This is a genomic window from Variovorax sp. OV700, from assembly GCF_900099805.1.
Lineage (GTDB): Bacteria > Pseudomonadota > Gammaproteobacteria > Burkholderiales > Burkholderiaceae_C > Variovorax.
On sequence record NZ_FNDR01000007.1, the window covers coordinates 123,247 to 141,951 of the forward strand.

20 protein-coding genes, 1 tRNA gene and 1 riboswitch are annotated in these 18,705 nt (G+C 63.0%); of the genes, 7 read left to right on the plus strand and 14 right to left on the minus strand.

Annotated features, from left to right (window positions below; translation table 11 throughout):
• Positions 1–134: 134 nt before the first annotated feature.
• Both BLR24_RS17750 and BLR24_RS17755 read left to right on the plus strand, forming a co-directional pair.
• The gene (locus BLR24_RS17750) at positions 135–1,913 is read left to right on the plus strand and encodes a terminase ATPase subunit family protein (protein ID WP_093019227.1); all 1,779 of its coding nucleotides are present in this window, start codon (positions 135–137) and stop codon (positions 1,911–1,913) included.
• Positions 1,913–2,932, plus strand: coding sequence for a phage portal protein (locus BLR24_RS17755; RefSeq protein WP_093019229.1), 1,020 nt, complete (start codon positions 1,913–1,915; stop codon positions 2,930–2,932). The genes BLR24_RS17750 and BLR24_RS17755 overlap by 1 nt, the downstream gene beginning before the upstream one ends.
• A gap of 63 nt (positions 2,933–2,995) precedes the next feature.
• Here the strand turns inward: BLR24_RS17755 and BLR24_RS17760 are convergent, their stop codons facing one another.
• Together BLR24_RS17760 and BLR24_RS17765 are read right to left on the minus strand one after the other, a co-directional pair.
• Complete coding sequence (locus BLR24_RS17760; protein WP_093019231.1) at positions 2,996–4,348, minus strand: M48 family metalloprotease; 1,353 nt, start codon at positions 4,346–4,348, stop codon at positions 2,996–2,998.
• 794 nt (positions 4,349–5,142) lie between these two features.
• A complete protein-coding gene (locus BLR24_RS17765; RefSeq protein WP_093019233.1) occupies positions 5,143–5,523 on the minus strand; it encodes a hypothetical protein in 381 nt (126 codons plus the stop codon).
• Between the two features lie 767 nt (positions 5,524–6,290).
• Between BLR24_RS17765 and BLR24_RS17770 the strand changes: the two genes are divergently transcribed.
• Positions 6,291–7,466 (plus strand): glycosyl hydrolase family 28-related protein, encoded by a 1,176-nt coding sequence (locus BLR24_RS17770; protein WP_254787420.1) that lies wholly within the window; start codon positions 6,291–6,293, stop codon positions 7,464–7,466.
• Positions 7,467–7,631: 165 nt separating this feature from the next.
• Here the strand turns inward: BLR24_RS17770 and BLR24_RS17775 are convergent, their stop codons facing one another.
• From BLR24_RS17775 to BLR24_RS17790, 4 genes are read right to left on the minus strand one after another with little or no spacing between them, the layout of a single operon-like run.
• Positions 7,632–7,805: a hypothetical protein gene (locus BLR24_RS17775; protein WP_254787407.1), complete on the minus strand. Its 174-nt coding sequence runs from the start codon at positions 7,803–7,805 to the stop codon at positions 7,632–7,634.
• 2 nt (positions 7,806–7,807) lie between these two features.
• Complete coding sequence (locus BLR24_RS17780) at positions 7,808–8,215, minus strand: hypothetical protein (RefSeq protein ID WP_093019237.1); 408 nt, start codon at positions 8,213–8,215, stop codon at positions 7,808–7,810.
• Complete coding sequence (locus tag BLR24_RS17785) at positions 8,202–8,549, minus strand: hypothetical protein (RefSeq protein WP_254787411.1); 348 nt, start codon at positions 8,547–8,549, stop codon at positions 8,202–8,204. Before BLR24_RS17785 ends, BLR24_RS17780 begins: the two co-directional genes overlap by 14 nt.
• Positions 8,550–8,556: 7 nt before the next feature.
• Positions 8,557–8,790: a hypothetical protein gene (locus tag BLR24_RS17790; protein ID WP_093019241.1), complete on the minus strand. Its 234-nt coding sequence runs from the start codon at positions 8,788–8,790 to the stop codon at positions 8,557–8,559.
• A gap of 75 nt (positions 8,791–8,865) precedes the next feature.
• Here BLR24_RS17790 and BLR24_RS17795 point away from each other — a divergent pair, with 75 nt between their 5' ends.
• From BLR24_RS17795 to BLR24_RS31275, 3 genes are read left to right on the plus strand one after another with little or no spacing between them, the layout of a single operon-like run.
• Positions 8,866–9,048 (plus strand): hypothetical protein, encoded by a 183-nt coding sequence (locus BLR24_RS17795; RefSeq protein ID WP_093019243.1) that lies wholly within the window; start codon positions 8,866–8,868, stop codon positions 9,046–9,048.
• Positions 9,049–9,079: 31 nt separating this feature from the next.
• A complete protein-coding gene (locus BLR24_RS17800; RefSeq protein WP_093019245.1) occupies positions 9,080–9,769 on the plus strand; it encodes an SOS response-associated peptidase in 690 nt (229 codons plus the stop codon).
• Between the two features lie 13 nt (positions 9,770–9,782).
• The gene (locus BLR24_RS31275) at positions 9,783–9,908 is read left to right on the plus strand and encodes an ATP-dependent DNA ligase (RefSeq protein ID WP_368086195.1); all 126 of its coding nucleotides are present in this window, start codon (positions 9,783–9,785) and stop codon (positions 9,906–9,908) included.
• 146 nt (positions 9,909–10,054) lie between these two features.
• On the opposite strand, the gene BLR24_RS17805 is transcribed toward BLR24_RS31275, so the two are convergent.
• The 6 genes from BLR24_RS17805 to BLR24_RS17830 form a co-directional block, all read right to left on the minus strand.
• Positions 10,055–10,130, minus strand: a tRNA-Asn gene (locus BLR24_RS17805).
• An 89-nt stretch (positions 10,131–10,219) separates the two neighbouring features.
• Complete coding sequence (locus BLR24_RS17810; RefSeq protein WP_093019247.1) at positions 10,220–12,379, minus strand: TonB-dependent siderophore receptor; 2,160 nt, start codon at positions 12,377–12,379, stop codon at positions 10,220–10,222.
• 10 nt (positions 12,380–12,389) lie between these two features.
• Entirely contained in the window at positions 12,390–13,322 is a 933-nt protein-coding gene (gene thiE / locus BLR24_RS17815) for a thiamine phosphate synthase (RefSeq protein WP_093019249.1), read from the minus strand.
• Positions 13,319–14,140: a thiazole synthase gene (locus tag BLR24_RS17820; RefSeq protein ID WP_093019251.1), complete on the minus strand. Its 822-nt coding sequence runs from the start codon at positions 14,138–14,140 to the stop codon at positions 13,319–13,321. Before BLR24_RS17820 ends, thiE begins: the two co-directional genes overlap by 4 nt.
• A gap of 36 nt (positions 14,141–14,176) precedes the next feature.
• Positions 14,177–14,380, minus strand: a complete 204-nt coding sequence (gene thiS, locus BLR24_RS17825) for a sulfur carrier protein ThiS (protein ID WP_093019253.1) — start codon at positions 14,378–14,380, stop codon at positions 14,177–14,179.
• Positions 14,377–15,468, minus strand: a complete 1,092-nt coding sequence (locus tag BLR24_RS17830) for an FAD-dependent oxidoreductase (RefSeq protein WP_093019255.1) — start codon at positions 15,466–15,468, stop codon at positions 14,377–14,379. The genes thiS and BLR24_RS17830 overlap by 4 nt, the downstream gene beginning before the upstream one ends.
• A 140-nt stretch (positions 15,469–15,608) precedes the next feature.
• Here BLR24_RS17830 and thiD point away from each other — a divergent pair, with 140 nt between their 5' ends.
• Complete coding sequence (gene thiD, locus BLR24_RS17835; protein ID WP_093019257.1) at positions 15,609–16,469, plus strand: bifunctional hydroxymethylpyrimidine kinase/phosphomethylpyrimidine kinase; 861 nt, start codon at positions 15,609–15,611, stop codon at positions 16,467–16,469.
• Here the strand turns inward: thiD and BLR24_RS17840 are convergent.
• Positions 16,423–17,772: a purine-cytosine permease family protein gene (locus BLR24_RS17840; RefSeq protein ID WP_093019259.1), complete on the minus strand. Its 1,350-nt coding sequence runs from the start codon at positions 17,770–17,772 to the stop codon at positions 16,423–16,425. The two genes, thiD and BLR24_RS17840, sit on opposite strands and share 47 nt — an antisense overlap.
• A 76-nt stretch (positions 17,773–17,848) precedes the next feature.
• A riboswitch (TPP riboswitch) is annotated at positions 17,849–17,956 on the minus strand.
• A gap of 79 nt (positions 17,957–18,035) precedes the next feature.
• Positions 18,036–18,587 carry a MarR family winged helix-turn-helix transcriptional regulator gene (locus tag BLR24_RS17845; protein ID WP_093019261.1) on the minus strand — a complete coding sequence of 184 codons (552 nt, stop codon included), beginning with the start codon at positions 18,585–18,587 and terminating at the stop codon, positions 18,036–18,038.
• Positions 18,588–18,705: the final 118 nt, after the last annotated feature.

The following is an 18,705-nucleotide window of genomic DNA, read 5'->3' on the forward strand; positions in this document are numbered from 1 at the left end:
CGGTTTGCGTTGGGACCGATGGTCGGCCCAGCGCCCGCACGGCTCAACGCGTTTCACTTGTAGAGCGGTGGTCTACAAGCGAAAGCACCTCGGGATCGGTCGCGCCGTGGCGCCAGCGCCCATAGCCTCAGGCCATGTCCTCATGCCTTGCTGTCTCAGAAACACCCGTGGCGCCGGTCGCCGAAAGGCGCCGGAGCGCACGCCACCTCTATTGGCAGGGATGGCGGATTTCGTCCATCGCGGAGTTCCTTGGAGAACCCAGGACGACTTTGCACGGGTGGAAGGATGCCGAGCAATGGGACAAGGCGCAACCCATCGAGCGCGTCGAAGGGGCACTTGAAACCCGACTGGTGCAGTTGATTGCGAAAGACCCGAAAACCGGCGGCGACTTCAAGGAGATCGACTTGCTCGGCCGGCAGATCGAGCGGCTGGCGCGGGTCCACAAATACGAGAAGACCGGCAAGGAAGCCGACCTCAATCCGAACATCGACAAGCGCAACGCTGGGCCGAAGAAACGTGCTTCGCGCAACGACGTCAACGACGAGCAGACGGCCCAGCTCGAGGAGGCCTTCCGCGACTCGCTCTTCGGCCACCAGAAGGTCTGGTACCGGAACAGCCACGAGCGCACGCGCATGGTGCTCAAGAGCCGGCAGATTGGCGCGACCTGGTACTTCGCCCGCGAGGCCTTATTGGATGCGATCAAGACCGGCCGCAATCAGATCTTCCTGAGTGCCAGCAAGGCGCAGGCGCATATCTTCAAGCAGTACATCGTGCAGTTCGCGCACGAGGCCTGCGGCGTCGACCTGGCGGGCGATCCGATCATCCTGGCGAACGGTGCGCACCTGTACTTCCTCGGCACGAATGCGCGCACGGCCCAGGGCTACCACGGCAACTTCTACTTCGACGAGTTTTTCTGGACTCACCGGTTCGAGGAGCTGAACAAGGTTGCGAGCGGCATGGCTATGCACAAGCAGTGGCGCAAGACCTACTTCAGCACGCCCAGCTCGATCCAGCATGCGGCCTTTGCCTACTGGAACGGGGACCGTTTCAACAAGCGCCGGCCGAAGGACCAGCGCGTTCTGCTGGATCTGTCGCACGACCGGCTCGCAGGCGGCTTCACGGGGGAGGACAAGGTGTGGCGCAACATCGTCACTATCCTCGACGCGGAGGCGGGCGGGTGCGACCTGTTCGACATTGACGAGCTGCGGCTTGAGTACAACTCCGAGGAGTTTGCCAACCTGCTCATGTGCGAGTTCATCGACGACACGCAGTCGGTGTTCCCGATGTCGGAGCTGCAGGGCTGCATGGTGGATTCGTGGGTGGACTGGGCCGAGTTCTACAAGCCCTTCACCGCGCGCCCATACGGCTATCGGCCGGTGTGGGTGGGCTACGACCCTTCGCACACCGGCGACACGGCCGGCTGCGTGGTGCTGGCGCCGCCAGAGAAGCCTGGCGGCAAGTTCCGCGTCCTCGAGCGCCACCAGTGGCGCGGGCTCGACTTCGAAGCCCAGGCCGAGGCTATCCGCCAGATCACGCTTCGCTACAACGTCACATTCATAGGCGTGGACACGACCGGGCTGGGGCAGGGCGTCTACCAGCTCGTGACCAAGTTCTTTCCCGCGGCGAAGTCGATCAACTATTCCGTCGAAGTGAAGACGCGCCTGGTGCTCAAGGCCAAGAACGTCATCGGCAAGGGCCGGCTCGAGTTCGACGCCGGCTGGACCGACCTCGCGCACGCCTTCCTGGCCATCCGCCGGACGCTCACGGCCAGCGGCCGAAACGTGACATTCGACGCCGGCCGTAATGAAGAGACCGGCCACGCCGATCTCGCGTGGGCCTGCATGCACGCCCTCGACAACGAGCCCCTCGAGGGCCTCAACGCCGCCAACAGCGGCTTCATGGAGATCTCCTGATGGACACGACGACAGCGCCCGCCAACAACCCGGCGCGCATGGAAGCATTCAGCTTCGGCGATCCCACGTCAGTGATGGACCGGCGCGAACTGCTCGACTACATCGAGTGCTGGATGAATGGCCGCTGGTACGAACCGCCGATCAGCTTGGAAGGCTTGGCGCGCTCCTTCCGCGCCAGCACGCACCACAGCAGCTCGATTTACTTCAAGCGCAACATCCTGTTGAGCACCTTCGTGCCGCACAAGCTGTTCGACCGGGCCACCTTCAGCGCCTATGCGCTGGACTACCTGATCTTCGGAAATGCGTACCTCGAGCGGCGTGACTCGATGACTCGCCGCCCCGTGGCCCTGAAGCACGCGCTGGCGAAGTACATGCGCCGCGGCGCCGACCTCGACGCCTATTTCTTCGTGCGCGGGTGGAAGGACGAGCACGAGTTCAAGGCCGGCAGCGTGTTCCATATGCGCGAGGCGGACATCAACCAGGAGGTGTACGGCCTGCCGGAATACCTGAGTGCGCTGCAGTCGGCCTGGCTCAACGAGAGCGCCACGCTGTTCCGTCGCCGCTACTACAACAACGGCAGCCACGCGGGCTTCATCCTGTACATCAGCGATCCCGCGCAGCAGCAGGACGACATCGATGCGATGCGCACCGCTCTCAAGGAGAGCAAGGGGCCGGGCAATTTCCGCAACCTGTTCCTCTATTCGCCGAACGGAAAAAAGGACGGCGTGCAGCTGATCCCGGTCAGCGAGGTGGCCGCGAAGGACGAGTTTTTCAACATCAAGAACGTGAGCCGTGATGACGTGCTCGCGGCCCATCGCGTCCCTCCGCAGCTGATGGGCATCGTGCCGAGTAACACGGGCGGCTTCGGCGCGGTGCTGCCAGCGGCTCAAGTCTTCGCGCGCAACGAGATCAAGCCGCTGCAGGATCGGTTCCGGGAGATCAACCAGTGGATCGGCGACGAGGTCGTCCGGTTCACCGACTACGAGGTGTCCACAGGCGAGGGGACGGCCGCGCCCTGAATCACAAAACGGCGGGTGAACTGTCCGGGCGCCAGGGCAGTTTTTCAAGCCTGAATCGTGCGCTCAAAAGTCGATGCGATCACGCAGAATCTTAGGCCTGTAAGAGGGGAGATACATCGATCCGTACATCTCCAGCTCTTCGACCTGCAGCGGTAAAACCTTGTTGCGAAGAATGCGCTTGACGCTGTCCAGTCTATCGAAGTTGTTGCGGACAACTTCGTCGGTCCCGACTGTTTCGAGGTCTAAGTTTCGAGCGCTAAGGACTCCATTCCGTAACCTCAACAAGCGGTCCCGTGAAGAGGGATGCGTGCTCGGATGAATTGGCGGGGCCATGTACTCTTTGACTGCGTGCCACACATCTAGGCCGAGGAAGAACCAAGTTGTGGCATTCAATCGAAAAGCCAACTGACTATCTGAAAGATCCGGGTTAAGTAGCGCTCCAAGGTCTGCGTCGAATTCTTGCTCCTGCCTTCGCGAGTAGATTTGGACACTGGAGCCCCGATCGCCGGGAATCACCTTGTGTCCAGCCCCAGCGCTTCCGCGAACACCAAGATGTCCGAGCAAATGATGCGCGAACTCGTGCCCAATCACGAACTGCATTTGCTCCCGTGCTAACGCTAGGCATTGCCTCTTTAGTGGCTCAGGAGGATCACCCCGTGGATCCAGATCGAAATCCGGTGTTTCCGTGAGCATCATGGTTCTCACTGCGATGAAGAGCGCGCACATAGAATCTTCGGCCGGAAATGATTCTCCGTCCAGTGTCATGAGGTACAGATTCATGAAGAAGAGATACTCCTTCAGTGTCTCGGAAATGACGATGACATCGCCGTACGGGGAGCGAATACAGGCACCATTTGGCTCGAGCAAGTATGCAAAGCCCGCTTCCAATTGTTCGCACTGAAGTCTCTTCGCGTCGGAAAGACTCCATAGGTACTCTTCGAACGGCGAGGCATCAAAGTGCGATGTCAACGACCATCGACCGGCTGCCCGCTCTCGCCGGCGTAGGAACACGCGAGTAAGGCGAGCGTTGTCAACAATTTCATCCGCTCTGACCTTGAGAAGAAAATCGGCAGCAGTAGTCGGATGCTCGATTTTCAGAATTTCTTCTCGGGTGCAGATTGGGTAATAAAGTGCGAGATCGATAGTCAGACCCTCGATATCTTTACGGGGGTAGCTCGTCTCGAAAAAGACAGCGAATTCCGGACCAAAGTATTTGCGTCGACGCATGGATTCCGCATCAGGGTGATCCTGCATTCCGATCTCAAAATCCGAACGCAGTTGGTCGTACGCGTCCGGTGCAGCAGCGCGATACAGCACTTCGACACTCACAACCGTGTCGGTTTGGTCGATGCCAAAGTGCTCCTTGATCACCTGCAGGATTTTTTCGGAAGCCGGTGGCGTGAAAGTTTTGGTCATACGTATTTTCTGTCGAGCCTTCGGATGTGGGCGGTTAAATGTTATGCCATTGACCTAGCGGAATCACGACATGGCCTCTGCGGACCAGCAGATGGCTCGGACCAAGCTCGAACACCCTTGCAACTCGAACGCACCAATGTGGGGTGAAACACGGCGGCCGGTCGCGGCGCGCGGTCGAGACCCCGCCCCGCCCGCGCGCTAGATGTGTGGCTTTCGTCGGCGCCGTCGTCACAGAGCCCGCATCGATGTGCGCGGGCGCCACGAAGCGTTGAGCAACCCTTTAGCAGATGACGCGGATCGACGACCCTTGCAGCCGTCTTTGAGGCGTTTCGCCCTGGGGCAGGGCAGACCTTCGCGGGAGCAAATCCGGTTTGGGTTCGGGGAAAGCCTGATTTCCTAATCGTGGGTCCCAAACTGCCCGCAAACCCGCATGGCGTCTAGCGATGAGCAGGTTAGGTCTCACCCTAATCTGACCTAACCTCAAACCTAATTTTTTGCTAAGTGGTTGATTTGTATAGGTATTTATTTCCCCCAGATCAGAGAGAGCAACCCTGATTTGGTTAGGTTTAGATTAGGAAAAAATTAGGTTTCTCAGAACAGCCGAAACCCGCATGGATAAAGGCTTCCCGGGGTGTTTCTGGTTGTCGATTAGGAAGATCAGGCTTTCCCCGAACCCTCACCGGAATTCTGGAAGGGAAGAACGGACGGTGCGCGCGCTCACACGTCCAGTGCGAACGCTCCGGGCAAAAAAAATCCCGCCTGAGCGGGATTGATGACATGGCTAACGAGGCGCCCTATGAGGCATCAAGATGCACCTTGCCCTTTCGCCAGTAGCGCCCGGAGCTTCGCGGCAGTGCCGCAAGAAACGTCGAGACGACGATGGCCGCGGCACTTTCCAATTGCAGGATGTCTGCAACGCCGAGGGTGTGCAGCAACCTCCTGCTCGTCGACCTGAGCGGCTTTCGGATCTCGATGAGCACCTCTGCTGCCAGGTCGCGATCGCTGCGAGGCTTGCCGTCAGCATCCAAGACCCACTCGTCGACGTTTGGGGCAGGCATGCCGCTTCGAAAAACTCCCACGATTGAAATGCACCTCTGCCTGTCGTTGTTGACCAGGATGGGAATCCTCATGTCGCACAGGAATGTGCTCTCGCTGTCCGAAAGACCGGCTTTCATCAGCTTTCTCTCCCTGAAAGTTTTGTGAAAACAGTATCCCGCCGCGTTCCTGGGCTCGTCTCCACGCGACTTGGCGCGGCCGTGACAATTCACACGAAAGAGGGGGTGCTGAGGCGGCCCTCGTGCCTGCAGGAAAGTGCGGGCAAAAAAAGCCCGCCGAGGCGGGCAAGAAACTGCGGGGCAGTTTCAGGGAGGACGCCCGCAAGGCGAGCAAGTCAGTTGTGCCAGCATTCCAAAACTTTGGATGTGAACGAATGCACAAAGCAGCGTGAACAACTGTCAACATCGGCGCGCGTTGGATCGTGAGACGCCCACGCAGGATTTCGACCCGGCCAAGGTCATCGTAGACCGTCGCATTGGTCTTCAGGCACACGCCTGACCAGCGAGTCCACTACACGGCGGCACGACTTAAACCAACCGGCATCCGCGAAAGTCGGGGCGATTCAAAACGGCCTTCCATCGCAGCTTGTCAAATGTTGGTCGGCCGATGAAGAAAGATCATCGAGGGTGGTCGTGCTCCTGCGCTTAGATTGTAGGAAACCACAGCAACTCGAGGTGTCTCTCACAGTCGCGGAAGCTCCTTCAGACAGCTCGTGCCATCGAAAACCTAGAGGCTGTGTTTTGAAGAGCGGCACCGCAAGGTGCTATCAAGTTAAGGCCAACGGCCATCTTTCGAGGACTCTATGCCTATAAATGCATCCGACGTTACCTACACCGCACCGCGTACAGGGGCTGTTGCCCGGACTGCTGATTTGCGCTTGGCCGATGTGATCAGTGTGAAGGACTTTGGCGCGAAAGGGGACGGTTCCACCGATGACACGGCGGCCATTCAGACCGCGATCAACTCTTTTTCGAGCGGCGGAACGCTCTACTTTCCTGCTGGGACGTACATCATTAGTTCCCAGGTGAATTCCTCGGTCAACGGCTTGATTTTTTTGGGGAGTGGCTCTCAAGGATCGATCATCAAGACGACTTCAGCAACCGCCCATTGCCTGAACCTTACTGGATGGAATTCGGGCGTCGAATATCTCGGCTTCGATACAACCACAACCAAGACCGGCGGTAGCTTCATCGTGTTGTCGGGTCCATTCAGCCGCGTTACGCAATGCCGCTTCGATCACCACTGGGTCGCGATTTCAATTACTAATCCCGCTCAACCGGCTCCTGTTTGGGTTAGTCATAGTGTCTTTCACGATGCAACTCCCGGAGCAACCGCATATGGCAGCGGGGCCATCTGGATCGACCGCCCTAGCACTGACGTCTATCTGGACAGTCTGCTCTTGCTCAACGACGTGAATGGTCCAGCAACTTACGGCATCAACGTCCAGCGCGTCGGCGCCCTCACGATAAGCAACACTGAAATTGTGAAGCAGGGCATCGCGCTGCTAATCAATCCCCAGGCCGGTCAACGAGTGCAAGCGGTTTTTGTGACCAACACGTACTTCGATACCTGCTACGGAAACTGCGTGTTGGTGCAGCCGGGAGCAGGCGGCGCTGCAGAATGGCTGAAGTTCACAAACGTGTGGACCAGTCCGGCGGAACAGAATGCCAACGGCTTCATGTTCAACGCGGACACCGGCAGCATAGGCAACGTGAACATCACCAATTTCACGTGCCACAACGACTTCGGCCCGGGCGGCACCGGGATTCTGTTTCAGGGCGCCGGCATCAAAGACGTGACCATCAACGGCGGCATGGTCCAAGGCCACTTCTATGGGGTGGCCGCGGGACCAAATGTCTCGGACTTCACTATCACGAACGTCAGTGCTGGGGCATATGACCCAACTCATCCTGGGGTCGGCAACACTTACGGCATCGTCGTATCTAACGGCGCTTCCAATCGATACATCATCACAAATAATCGTGTGAGCGGAAACAGCTCTGGAGGGATCGCAGACAACGGTACAGGCACCAACAAAATTGTTGGCCAAAACGTCGGTTAGCGTAAGGCTCTCTTCCGCTCGCGCGGACCACCAAGCACGTGCGGGGCTCGGCGGCTCGGCCAACGCGGGCAGGGCCAGCAAGCATGCAAAGAGTAGGAGAGGGTGCGGCCTCACCGCGACGCGCCCGAGGCGCGCGCCCGCAGGATCTCAACGGGGCCGCTGCCGCTAGATCGTCGCATTCGTCTTTACGCAGGTGACGGTCCACCAGGCGCCGGGTGCCAGGGGCTGCTCGCGGTCTTCGTGCACCTGGCTCCCGAGCCAGGACGGCGTGCGAAGGATGGTGATGGGCTCGGCGAAAAATTCAGTTTGGCTCGTGCGGTCATTGTCCTGGTGAGCCACGTTCAAATTGGCCTGACGTCGAAGTACGCCTCGTCGGTGTCGCCGAGATCGCGGAAGCCCGCGGTCCTGGCCGCATCGAAGGCCTTAATCCAGCGCTTCGCCAACGCCACCTCATCTTTCGTGAGGTCGCTTTCTCCGGACTCACTGGCGTTCTGGAATGCGCGAAGTGCGGGCACCGCGTCGTCGCCAAGCAGCCGGTCGAGCTCGCGCCGGAAGCGCTGCCCTGCCACTTTGACGGCATCGGCTGCTGGATGTGGGTAGTCCGCGAGCCGCACGGTGTAGGTGACCCGATGCTCGGGCTCGAGGTCTTCGAAACGGAAGGGCGCATCTTCGTGCGGCGTTGGTTCTTGGGCGGCGACAGGCTGCGCCTGCGCCACATCTTGCGATAGAAAAAGTTCAGCTTGGGTCATGGTTCACATCCACAGCGTTCTGAAGCAGTTGCAGGGAGAGGGCGCCCGGCAGGCTATGGGTCTCGCAGTACCAGACCTGGTAGCACCACTGTCCTTCAACCAGTTCAATCCCGGCAAAGCTGATGGTGTCAGAGGCACAGGCGACGAATTCGGGGCGCCAGAGCAAGCCCAAAGGCGGCGCAACGTCGCCCGGTCTTGCCTGCCAAAGGCCGAGCTGCGGCCTTCCTTCCACGTCGCGTAGCGTCAGCATTCCGCACACCCACGGTTGATCCACAAACTCCCGCTTACTGAGTTGAGTGCCGCCGCGGTATCGCGGTTTCATCTTCACTCGCATGGCCGCCTCAAGCGTTGGTCCGTTGCTTCGGCAGCAGGCCGGGGATGCCGTGCATCACCGCACGAATGTGATCTCCCGCGTTCCGATCCCAGTCACCGTACTGGTCGCCGATCCTCGCGCACCGGCCGGACACCAGATCGGCGAACACCAGCAGCGTCGGTCGCAACGGCTCTCCCTCGGCGAGTTCACCGGCCCGCCGCGCCATCTCGGCGATTTCTTCTTCAATGGGAGGCTCAGGCATGACGCTTGTCTTCGCAGATCGCAGTTACTACTTTTATGCTGTACAAATATACAGTAGTTTGCCTAGAATGGACGCGTGGAAAACGTGCCCTCGACTGTCTGGATCGCCGCCTGCGCGCACCGGCTGCAGCAACAGTGGCATACCGTTGATCCGCTCGAACTGGAGGATGTCGCCCGCGATCTATGGCGCGACGAGCGTCTGCGAGCACTGCCTCCCGAGGCTGCGGCAGTAGAGTGGCTGAGGCCAATTACCGAGTGACGTAGCGCATTCGGGACACAAGAATCGGCCCATGTGCACGCGTTACATCAGCCCCGAACAGCGCGAGATAGAAGCCTTCTGGAAGATCGACCGCACGTCCAACCAGCGCAAGGATTGGGAGAACCTGCTGACCGTGTTTCCGCTTTCGCTGGCCAGCTTCATCCGGCGGGCCGATGACGTGGAGTACGCCCGCGAGCTCGCGGTCGGGCAATGGGGAATGATCCCGCCCTGGTCGAAAACAAGCATCCCGCTTACCGCACGGGGCACACGCCTGAGCACGGTCAACGCGCGCACCGAGGGCATGGAGAAATCGCCAACCTACAAGGAGGCCTGGTCCCGCGGCAAGCGCTGCATCATTCCGGCGGCCAGCTTCGACGAGCCGAACTGGGAGACTGGCAAGAACGTCTGGTGGCGATTCCGCCGTGCGGATGGTGCACCTTGGGGCCTGGCGGGACTATGGAATACCTGGACCGACAACGAAACCGGCGAGGTCTGGGACAACTACACGATGCTGACGCTAAACGCGGACGGCCACCCGCTGATGGGTCGGATGCACAAGCCCGATCCCAAGCTGCCACCCGATCGGCAAGACAAGCGCAGCGTCATCCCGCTCGAGGTGCACGAGTTCGACCTTTGGCTGGCCGGCACCATCGAAGAGGCGAAGAAATTGTTGAAGCTAGCGCCCATCGAAGCGTTCGACGCCGGGCCGATCGCGGCTTAGTGCGTTGGATGCGGTGATTTTTCTGAAGCTCGAGGGCTTCGTGGTGAAACGCGTGGACAGCATCTACCGGCCGGACGTCCGCTCGAGCGACTGGGTGAAGCGGAAGGGTGCGATTCCTGCCGTGCGATTCAAACGCTAAGAGCGTGGTGGATCGCGGCCTTCTGACGTTCGCTGCAAGCGTCGTCAACTACTGGATATTTGGCGATTGCCAAATAAGATGCCCAAAAAGGAAAAAGCCCGCTACAAAAAATGTAGCGGGCTTTCCAGAGGCCTGGCGGCTTGTAGTGGCTCCTCGACCTGGGCTCGAACCAGGGACCTACGGATTAACAGTCCGGCGCTCTACCAACTGAGCTATCGAGGAACAAGCCTCAGATTATAGCGTGATTTTTTTGGGCTTTCGAGTGCGCCCATATGGCCGCAATAAATTTCCGAAAATTTTTTGAGCCCTGTTCAGAGCGACACGCTCAACCCAAGGCGCAGCGTGCGCGGTGCACCGGGAAAGAGATAGACGTGGCCGAACTGGTAGGGCGATTCCTTCCAGTAGCGGCGGTCGAACAGGTTGTCGATGGCGAGGCTCCAACTGGTCTGAACGCCGCGCAGCTTGGTGTCGTAACGCAGCACGGCATCGACGCGCGTCCATGAGGGCAGCGTGATCGAGCCGTCGGGCAACACGTTGCGCCGGCCCTCATGCGACAGCTGTCCCAGCAGTTCGAGACCGGGCACGGAGGCCACGCGATAGCCGGCCTGCGCGCGCAGCACCTGCTTGGGCACGTTGGTGGGCGACTGGCCATTGATGGCAGGCTCGGCGGTGCTACCGCGGCGCTTGGCATCTATCAGCGTGACGCTGCCGCCAAAGCGCCAGGGCCCCGTGTTCCATTGCGCACCGGCCTCGAGTCCGCGGTGCACCGCGCTGCCGTCGTAGCGGCCATCGCAGGGCGTGATGAAGAGCCGGTTGCAGGCGTCGAGGTTGGTCATCGGCCGCTTGATGTCGAACCACGCGAGTTGCCAGTTGAAGACGTCACTGCCGCCCTTGAGTCCCAGTTCCCATTGGCGCGAAGTCAGCGCGGGCAACGCCTGGCCAGCGTTGCTGTACTGATCGCTCCTGTTCGGCACGACCTGTGACTCGACGCCCTTGCCCCAGCTTCCGTAGGCAAGCAATCCGGGCCGGATTGCGTAGCTGACGGCCATCCACGGCGTGGTCACGCCTTGCTTGTAGCCGGTGGGGTTGGAGCCGTCGTTGCCGATGCTGCTTCGATCGAGCCGCGTATGACGCACGCCGAGCCAGGTGGTGAAGCGGTCGTTCCAGCGGATCGCATCCTGCACCGAGAGTTCTGTCGAACGCTCGTCGCGGTTGGTCTGCGGTGTGATGGCGTCGGCGTTTGGCGGCACCACGGCCGTGGCCCAGACGTTGCCGGTGCCGACGTAGTTGTAGGCCTGGTTCTGGAAGCGGTTGCGCACGCGGCTCGCAAGAAGGCCGAAGCCCAGCTCATGCTTCACGCTGCCGGTCATCACGTTGCCCTTGAGGTTCAGGCTGCCAGCGGTTTGCGTGCGCCGCTCGTTCTCGCTGCGAAAGTCGTAGAAGTCGAAGGTGCCGTCGGAGCAATAGCGGTCGTAGTTGCCTTCGGCGCCGCAGCCGAACGCGTAGGCCAGGCGGTCATCGGACTTGAGCCTTTGCTGCCCGATCTGCGCGCTCCAGCGCCAGTCGGCATTGAGCGCCTGGCTGAAGCGCACGCTGCCGGTCAGCGCGTTGAACTCCGAGGGCTGCGACCACGGCTGGTTGTTCAGATTGATCTTGGGGTCGACCGGCGCGGGCAGCGTGTTGCCCAGCAGGCTGAAGCCGTTCTGGCTCGGCTGCGTCTTGTGGCTGCGTTCGATCTCGAACTCGAGCACCGAATCACGCGTGATGCGCCAGTCGCCCGCGAGTGAGAACATGTTACGGTTGCCGTCGAGGTTGTGCGTCAGCGGCTTGAGGTTTTCGTTCGCCACGTTGAGGCGATAGCCGAACTCGCGGTTGGCGCCGAAGCGGCCACCGAGGTCGATCGCGCCGAGCACGCTGCCGCGGCTGGTGGTTTCCAGGCGCAGCGTGCGCAGGTCCTGCTCGGTCGGCCGCTTCACCACGTAGTTGACCAGCCCGCCCGGCGCGCTGGTTCCGGCCTGGATGCCACTGGTGCCGCGCAGTATTTCGACGCGTTCCTTGTTGTCGAGCGGGATCGAAGTCTCGGCGCTGATCGGCAAGCCTTCGCGTCGGTAGTTGAAGCGGTTGTCCAGCACGAAGCCGCGCACCGTCAGGTAGTCCCAGTAGCCGGCGGAGTTGTAGGCATCGGTCACGGAGGAGTCGAACTGCGTGAGGTCCGCGAGGCGACGTGCGCCGCTCTCGCGAAGCTGCGTGCCGCCGATCACCGTGGCCGAGAGCGGCAGTTCGCGCAGCGGCACGTCGCCGAAGCCGCTCACCTCGGCTTGGGGCGCCGCATTGCTTTCGTTCACCGTGATGGCGGGCAGCTCTGTTTGCTGCTGGGCCTGCGCCCCGGTGGCGGTCAGAAAGAGGGCGGCAGCCACTGCATTCGAGATGGGTGACAGCGGACGTGAGGGAGCGTGGATTTGTTTTGTCATCTTGTTCTGTTCAGGCGGAGGCTGCGCCCATGGCGGCCATCCATTGCGCGGCCGTGGCCTCAGGATCTTCTGCTGTCACCAGCGCGCGCACTACGGCGACCGAGCCCACGCCGGTGGCAAGCACCTCGGGCAGCCGCACCGCATCGATGCCGCCGATGCCCACCTGCGGATAGCCGCGCAGGAGGCGCGCATAGGCCGCGAGTCGTGCCACGCCCTGGGGGGCAGTGGCCATCTTCTTGAGGGTCGTGGGATACACCGCACCCATGGCGATGTAGCTCGGGCTCACCGCATCGGCGCGCACCATCTCGGCATAGCCGTGGGTGCTGACGCCGAGGCGCAGGCCCGCATCGCGAATCTGCCGCACCTGCTCGGTCGCGAGTGCATCGAGGTCTTCCTGGCCCAGGTGAACGCCATAGGCGCCGGCGGCGATCGCCGTCTGCCAGTGGTCGTTGATGAACAGCAGGGCATCTGTGCCGCGAACGGCAGCGACAGCCGCCTGCACTTCGCGCTCGACGGCCGCCGCGTCGTCCGACTTGAAGCGCAGCTGCACCGTGGGAACGCCCGCGCGCGCCATGCGGCCGACCCATTGCGCATCGGGCAACACCGCGTAGAGGCCGAGCCGTTGGGGGCAGGGCGCAAAGGCGCCGTCGCGCGCCGTGGGTGGAAAGGCGCGCAGGCCGAAATCGGCCGGTGTCTCGGGCCATTGGTTCGCGTCGAACGCGCCGGTTCGCACTGTCTGCGCCTGCCACGCATGCGCGAGGCATTCGGCATCGATCTCGATGAAGCCGAGTGCCGAGCAGGCCTGCTTTGCGCCACGGTACACCGGATCGTCCGAGGAGAAGTTGCTTGCCGAAATGGCTGCGGCCGTGATGGCACCGAATCGCAGCCCGTGGGCTGCGACGATGGCATGGGCAACAGCCCGATGGTCGTTCAATGCGCTCATGCTGCGTGATGCCAGAAGGGCGTGCCGAGCACCGGCGTGCTCGGTTGCGCGGAGTCTTGCGCGGCCATGGCGCCGGCGCGATAGGCGGCGCGGCCGGCTTGCACGGCGTCGGCAAAGGCACCGGCCATCGACACCGGGTCTTGCGCCAGCGCCACCGCGGTGTTGAGCAGCACGCCGTCATAGCCCCATTCCATGACCTGGCAGGCATGCGAGGGCAGTCCCAGGCCCGCGTCGACCAGCATCGGCACGCTCAGCCGCTCGCGCAGCAACTGAAGCGCATAGGGATTGACCGGCCCGCGGCCGGTGCCGATGGGTGCGGCCCAGGGCATGACGGCCTGGCAGCCCACATCGACCAGCCGCTGGCAAAGCACCAAGTCTTCGGTGCAGTAAGGCAGCACCTGGAACCCGTCGCGAATCAGCTGCGACGCGGCGTCGACGAGGTTCAGCGTGTCGGGCTGCAGCGTGTAGTCGTCACCGATGAGTTCGAGCTTGATCCACGGTGTGTCGAAGAGCTCGCGCGCCATCTGCGCCGTGGTGATCACCGCCTGCACGCTGTGGCAGCCGGCGGTGTTGGGAAGCACGGGCACGGCGAGCCGGCGCAGCAGTTCCCAGAAACCGTTGCCGCTGTCGCTGGCGCCCGGGCTCGCGGATTGGCGCCGCAGCGAAGCGGTGAGCATGGCGGGCTTTGCACGCTTCACCGCGGCTTCGAGCAGGTCCGGCGACGGATACCGCGCGGTGCCCAGCAGCAGGCGGCTGTGAAAGGTCTGTCCGTAGAGAACCAGCGGATCGTTGTCCGGAACGGAAGATGTGGTGGTCATGGTGTGTGTTGTCTCCATCTCTGTGGGTCGTCTGGATCAGCCGCCGGTCACGGGGCGGATCACTTCGATGCGGTCTTCGGGCTGCAGTGCGCGCGCCGCATGGGCCGAGCGCGGCACGAACTCCCGGTTCACGGCCACCGCGAACGGCGGCACAGCATCCAGAGCGGCGAGCGCGTCGATCACTGTGGCGCCGTCCGGCAGCGTGAAAAGCTTGTCGTTGATCAGGACGTTCATCGTCATGCTTGGGATGTCTCCAGGCCAAGGGTCTGCGCAAGCGCCGAGCGGCCATGCACGAGCAGCTCCATGGCGGCATCGAGCACGGCGGGCGCGATCATGAAACCGTGGCGGTACAGGCCATTGATCTGCAGCACGCGCGGGTGCGGCTGTCGAATGGCGGGCAGGTTGTCGGGCAGCGTGGGTCGGCACTGTGTTGCGATCTCGAGGATGCGCGCCTCGGCGAAGCCGCTGTGCACAGCGTAGGCCGCGCTCAGCAGTTCGAGCGTGGAGCGCACGCTGGCCGGCGACATGTCGTCCGACTCGATCTCGGTCGCGCCGATCACGAACACGCTGCCAGGCTTGGGAGCGATGTAGAGCGGATAGCGCGGATGCACCAGCCGCGTGGGCCGCTGCAACGCCACCTCAGGCGCATGCACGCGAATGACTTCGCCGCGCACGCCGCGCAGTGCATTCCACTGCGGGCGCGCGCCAAGGCCACGGCAGTCGATGACCCAGTCGGGCTGGCCCGGGGTGCCCGGAGAAAAATCGCCCGGTTCGCGTGGCGACTTCCAGTGCAGCGTGACCTCGGGGCTGGCTTGCAGCGTGGCGAGCAGAGAGGCCAACAGCGCGCGATTGTCGAGTTGGCCTTCGCCCGGAAGGAACAAGCCTTGTGCAAAGCGCTGGCCGAGCGACGGCTCCAGTGCGGCAACGCCGGCACCATCGAGCGTTTGCATCGCGTCGAGTTCGGGCACCTCTGCACCGGTGCGGGCCAGCACGCGCGCGAGCCGCGCGGCTTCGGCGGCGTCCTGCCGGTGCCACAGCACCAGCGTTCCGTCGCGTTGGAAGAACACGGGCTGTGCCAAGGGCGCAAGCAGTTCGGGCCAACGCGATAGTCCATACTGCCCCATGCGCACGACAGGCACCGGAGCCACGGCCGATTCGGCCAGTGGCGCGAGCATGGCAGCCGCCACGCGCGCGGCGGCGCCTTCGGCCTCCGGGCTGCCAGCTTCGAACAGTTCGACCTTGCAGCCGGCCTGTGCCAGCGTGACCGCAAGCAGTCGGCCCATGAGGCCCGCGCCGAGGATGGCGGCGGATTGAAATGGCAGGCTCATGGCATTGCTCCTTCCCCCTCTGGGGGAAGGTTGGGATGGGGGCGGCCAGAGCGCTCAACGAATACGCTGCGTGCCCCCACCCCAACCCTCCCCCGGGAGGGGAGGGAGCAAGGCAAGGCCGTTCGCCGATAATTTTCCGCATGACCCAAGCTGCACATCCCGACGCGCCGCAAGCGCCCCAGCGCTATGTGCGCGTGCTCTCGATCGCCGGCTCCGACAGCGGCGGCGGCGCCGGTATCCAGGCCGACCTGAAGACCTTCGGGGCGCTGGGCTGCTACGGCATGACGGCCATCACTGCGCTCACTGCCCAGAACACGCTCGGCGTGTCGGGCATTCACAGCGTGCCGGCGGCTTTTCTCAAGGCGCAGATCCAGGCCGTGGTCGAGGACATTGGCGTCGATGCGGTCAAGCTCGGCATGCTGCATGCGCCCGAGGTGGTCGAGGTGGTGGCCTGGGCCATTGATCACTACCGGCTGCCCAACGTGGTGCTCGACCCGGTGATGGTTGCCACCAGCGGCGACCGGCTGATTGCTTCGGAAACCGTACAGGTGCTGGTGCGCGAGCTGTTCCCGCGCGCCGTGGTCGTCACGCCCAATCTCGACGAAGCTGCCTTGCTCATCGGCCATGCCATCGACGGCATCGATGCGCTCGACGGTGCGGCCGACGAATTGCTGGCGCTCGGTGCGAAGGCCGTGCTGCTCAAGGGCGGCCACCTGCCTGGCGATGACGTGGTCGACGTGCTGCTGCAGGCAGGCGGCACGCGCAAGCGCCTGGCCTCGCGGCGCATCGCAAGCCGCAACCTGCACGGCACGGGCTGCACGCTGTCGTCCGCCGTTGCGGCGCATCTGGCGCTGGGCTTCGGGTTGCCCGAGGCCGTCGAACGCGCGCGTGCCTATGTCATCGGCGCCATGGCGGCCGGGGCAGGTGTGCATGTCGGTGCAGGCCATGGTCCGCTCAACCACGGCTTTGCACCAGTGCCGACGCACCGCCTGCCGTCGTAGACGTCGGCTTGGGCCGGCTGATCCAGGCCAGGAGGAATGTGGCCGCCAGCGTCGGCAGCGCCGAGCCGAACTGCGGCGCCCATTTGGCGCAGGCGTGATAGGCCGCGATGCCCGCAATCCAGATCAGCGCCGCGCCGATATCCACCCTGCGCGTGCCTATCGATGAAATGGCTTGGCCCGTGCCCAGCCGCCCCAGGATCACGCCGTAGAGTGGCACGAACACCGAGCTCAGCATCAGCAAGAACGGCTCGAGCGTGTGCATCGGCAGCACCAGCGCCAGCGCAGTGCACAGCGCCGCGAGCAGCAGGCCCCAGCGCCGCACGCTCCAGCGCGGCAGCAGGCTGTGGGTGGACACCGAGCCCGAGTACACGTCGCCATAGGCGTTGTCGAGTTCGTCAATGAGGATCAGGCCAAGCGCCACCAGACCGCCTTGCGCAAGAAGCAGAGCCGTGACCAGCCCTGTGCCGGGCTCCGCCACACTCACCACCATCACGCCGAGCGCATAGCACCAGACGTTGGCCAACGCATAGCCTAGCCAGGTGCCGGTGAATGCGCTGCCGAGACCGCCCCGTCCGTTGGCATTGCGCTTGCCGTGCCGCGCATAGTCGGCCACCAGTGGCAGCCAGGACACCGGCATCGCAATCACCAGGTCGAGCGCGCCGAACATGCCCATGCCGCCATCGCCCGGCCGCGCCCAGAAGGCGTCCAGCCCCTTGGCCTGGAGCCGCGTTGCAAACTGCCAGGTGAGCCAGATCAGCGACAGCACCACCAGCGGCAGGCCGAAGCGGCTCACGAAGCGCCGCACCAGCTTGACCATGGAACCCACGAGCAGCGCCAGCAGCACCGCGCCCCAGAGCAGCGTGGTGAGGGCGCCGCCCAGTGGTCCGGTGAGCGTCAGGCCGAACGCTTGCTGGCCGATGGCCTGCGTGCCCTCGCGCATGATCACGAGCTCGAAGGTGGTCCAGCCCACCAGCTGCACGATGTTGAGCAGCACCGGCAGCCGCGCAAAGGCGCTGCCGTAGGTGGCGTGCATCAACCCGGCGCTTGCCAGCCCGCTTTCGCAGCCCAGTCGCGCGGTCCACGCCAGAAGGCCCGCGCCGAGCAGCGAGCCCAGCACGATCGCGATGGCCGCGTCGCGCGTGCCCACCGCCGGCACCAGGTAGGCACCGATCTGCATCACCAGCAGCCCCACGCCCAGGCTGAACCAGAGCGATGCGTGGTCATGCCAGCCGAACACGCGCTGCGACGCGGGCAGCGGCGTCAGCGCCTCATTGGCGGAAGAAAGTTCATCGTCATGTGCCATCCAGTTGCTCCAGTGCAAAAGGTTTGGCAGGTGGGCGAGGCTCCAGCAGCGCAGCCGCCACGCGAGACAACGTGACAGGCCGCCGGACCAGCTTCCCTGCGCGAGGATTACCTCAGTCAGGTTCAAAGGGACTCTCTCAGTCAGCCCCGGAACGGATTCCGGTTCGACACCCCTAGCGTGTGCTCCGCGCCTGAGCGCAGAGCAGCGGTCATTGTACGAGCCTGCAGTCGCGCCTTCCAGACCCGGCGACGGCGGGATTGCCCTTAGCTCTCCTCGTCTTCGCCGCCGGACGCGTCGACTTCGAGGCACTGGCGATGAATGCGCTTCAAGGCGACATACATCACGCGGCGCTCCTCCGGCGTCATGAGCTGGATCATCGACGCCTGCGCCTTCCGTGCGACCGGGATGACCTGCGCATGCAGCGCTTCGCCGGCGGGCGTGATGTTGCAGGTAAGCCGTTTCCTCGGTGTGGGGCCTTCGGCCTCGAGCGAGACCAGCCCGCGTTGCTCGAGCAACCGCAGCGTGCGGCTCACGAGCGCCTTGTCCGACGTCGACTGCACGACCAACTCCGCGAACGGTATCGAGCGCGCGTGCGCCATCAGCGACAGGATGCGCCACTCCGACACGGTGAGCCCGAAACGCCTTGCGTAGGGCAGCGTCGTCACGCGCCGCAGCGCGTTCACGGTCTGGCTCATCACGGTGGTGATGAAGTTGTCGACGGTGAGGTTGTCGCCCGATTCGTCGAGCCCCGACCACGGGTCGGCGGGCACGGCAGGCTGGAGGGCGGAGCGCTCGGTCAGGGCGTTGTCTTGCATAGGTTATCTCGTCGATGAGGCGGACCTTCGTCCATGATCACAACTATTTATTATTTGTCTAGAAGAAAAATTCCAATGTCAATACGAAGTTTCACTTGGTTGATTGATCAACGGCTTC

Coding starts and splice junctions, on each gene's coding strand:
- BLR24_RS17750 (WP_093019227.1), top strand. CDS start 135: ATGTCCTCATGCCTTGCTGTCTCAGAAACACCCGTGGCGCCGGTCGCC.
- BLR24_RS17755 (WP_093019229.1), top strand. CDS start 1,913: ATGGACACGACGACAGCGCCCGCCAACAACCCGGCGCGCATGGAAGCA.
- BLR24_RS17760 (WP_093019231.1), bottom strand. CDS start 4,348: ATGACCAAAACTTTCACGCCACCGGCTTCCGAAAAAATCCTGCAGGTG.
- BLR24_RS17765 (WP_093019233.1), bottom strand. CDS start 5,523: ATGAAAGCCGGTCTTTCGGACAGCGAGAGCACATTCCTGTGCGACATG.
- BLR24_RS17780 (WP_093019237.1), bottom strand. CDS start 8,215: ATGACCCAAGCTGAACTTTTTCTATCGCAAGATGTGGCGCAGGCGCAG.
- BLR24_RS17785 (WP_254787411.1), bottom strand. CDS start 8,549: ATGCGAGTGAAGATGAAACCGCGATACCGCGGCGGCACTCAACTCAGT.
- BLR24_RS17790 (WP_093019241.1), bottom strand. CDS start 8,790: ATGCCTGAGCCTCCCATTGAAGAAGAAATCGCCGAGATGGCGCGGCGG.
- BLR24_RS17800 (WP_093019245.1), top strand. CDS start 9,080: ATGTGCACGCGTTACATCAGCCCCGAACAGCGCGAGATAGAAGCCTTC.
- BLR24_RS17810 (WP_093019247.1), bottom strand. CDS start 12,379: ATGACAAAACAAATCCACGCTCCCTCACGTCCGCTGTCACCCATCTCG.
- thiE (WP_093019249.1), bottom strand. CDS start 13,322: ATGAGCGCATTGAACGACCATCGGGCTGTTGCCCATGCCATCGTCGCA.
- BLR24_RS17820 (WP_093019251.1), bottom strand. CDS start 14,140: ATGACCACCACATCTTCCGTTCCGGACAACGATCCGCTGGTTCTCTAC.
- thiS (WP_093019253.1), bottom strand. CDS start 14,380: ATGACGATGAACGTCCTGATCAACGACAAGCTTTTCACGCTGCCGGAC.
- BLR24_RS17830 (WP_093019255.1), bottom strand. CDS start 15,468: ATGAGCCTGCCATTTCAATCCGCCGCCATCCTCGGCGCGGGCCTCATG.
- thiD (WP_093019257.1), top strand. CDS start 15,609: ATGACCCAAGCTGCACATCCCGACGCGCCGCAAGCGCCCCAGCGCTAT.
- BLR24_RS17840 (WP_093019259.1), bottom strand. CDS start 17,772: ATGGCACATGACGATGAACTTTCTTCCGCCAATGAGGCGCTGACGCCG.
- BLR24_RS17845 (WP_093019261.1), bottom strand. CDS start 18,587: ATGCAAGACAACGCCCTGACCGAGCGCTCCGCCCTCCAGCCTGCCGTG.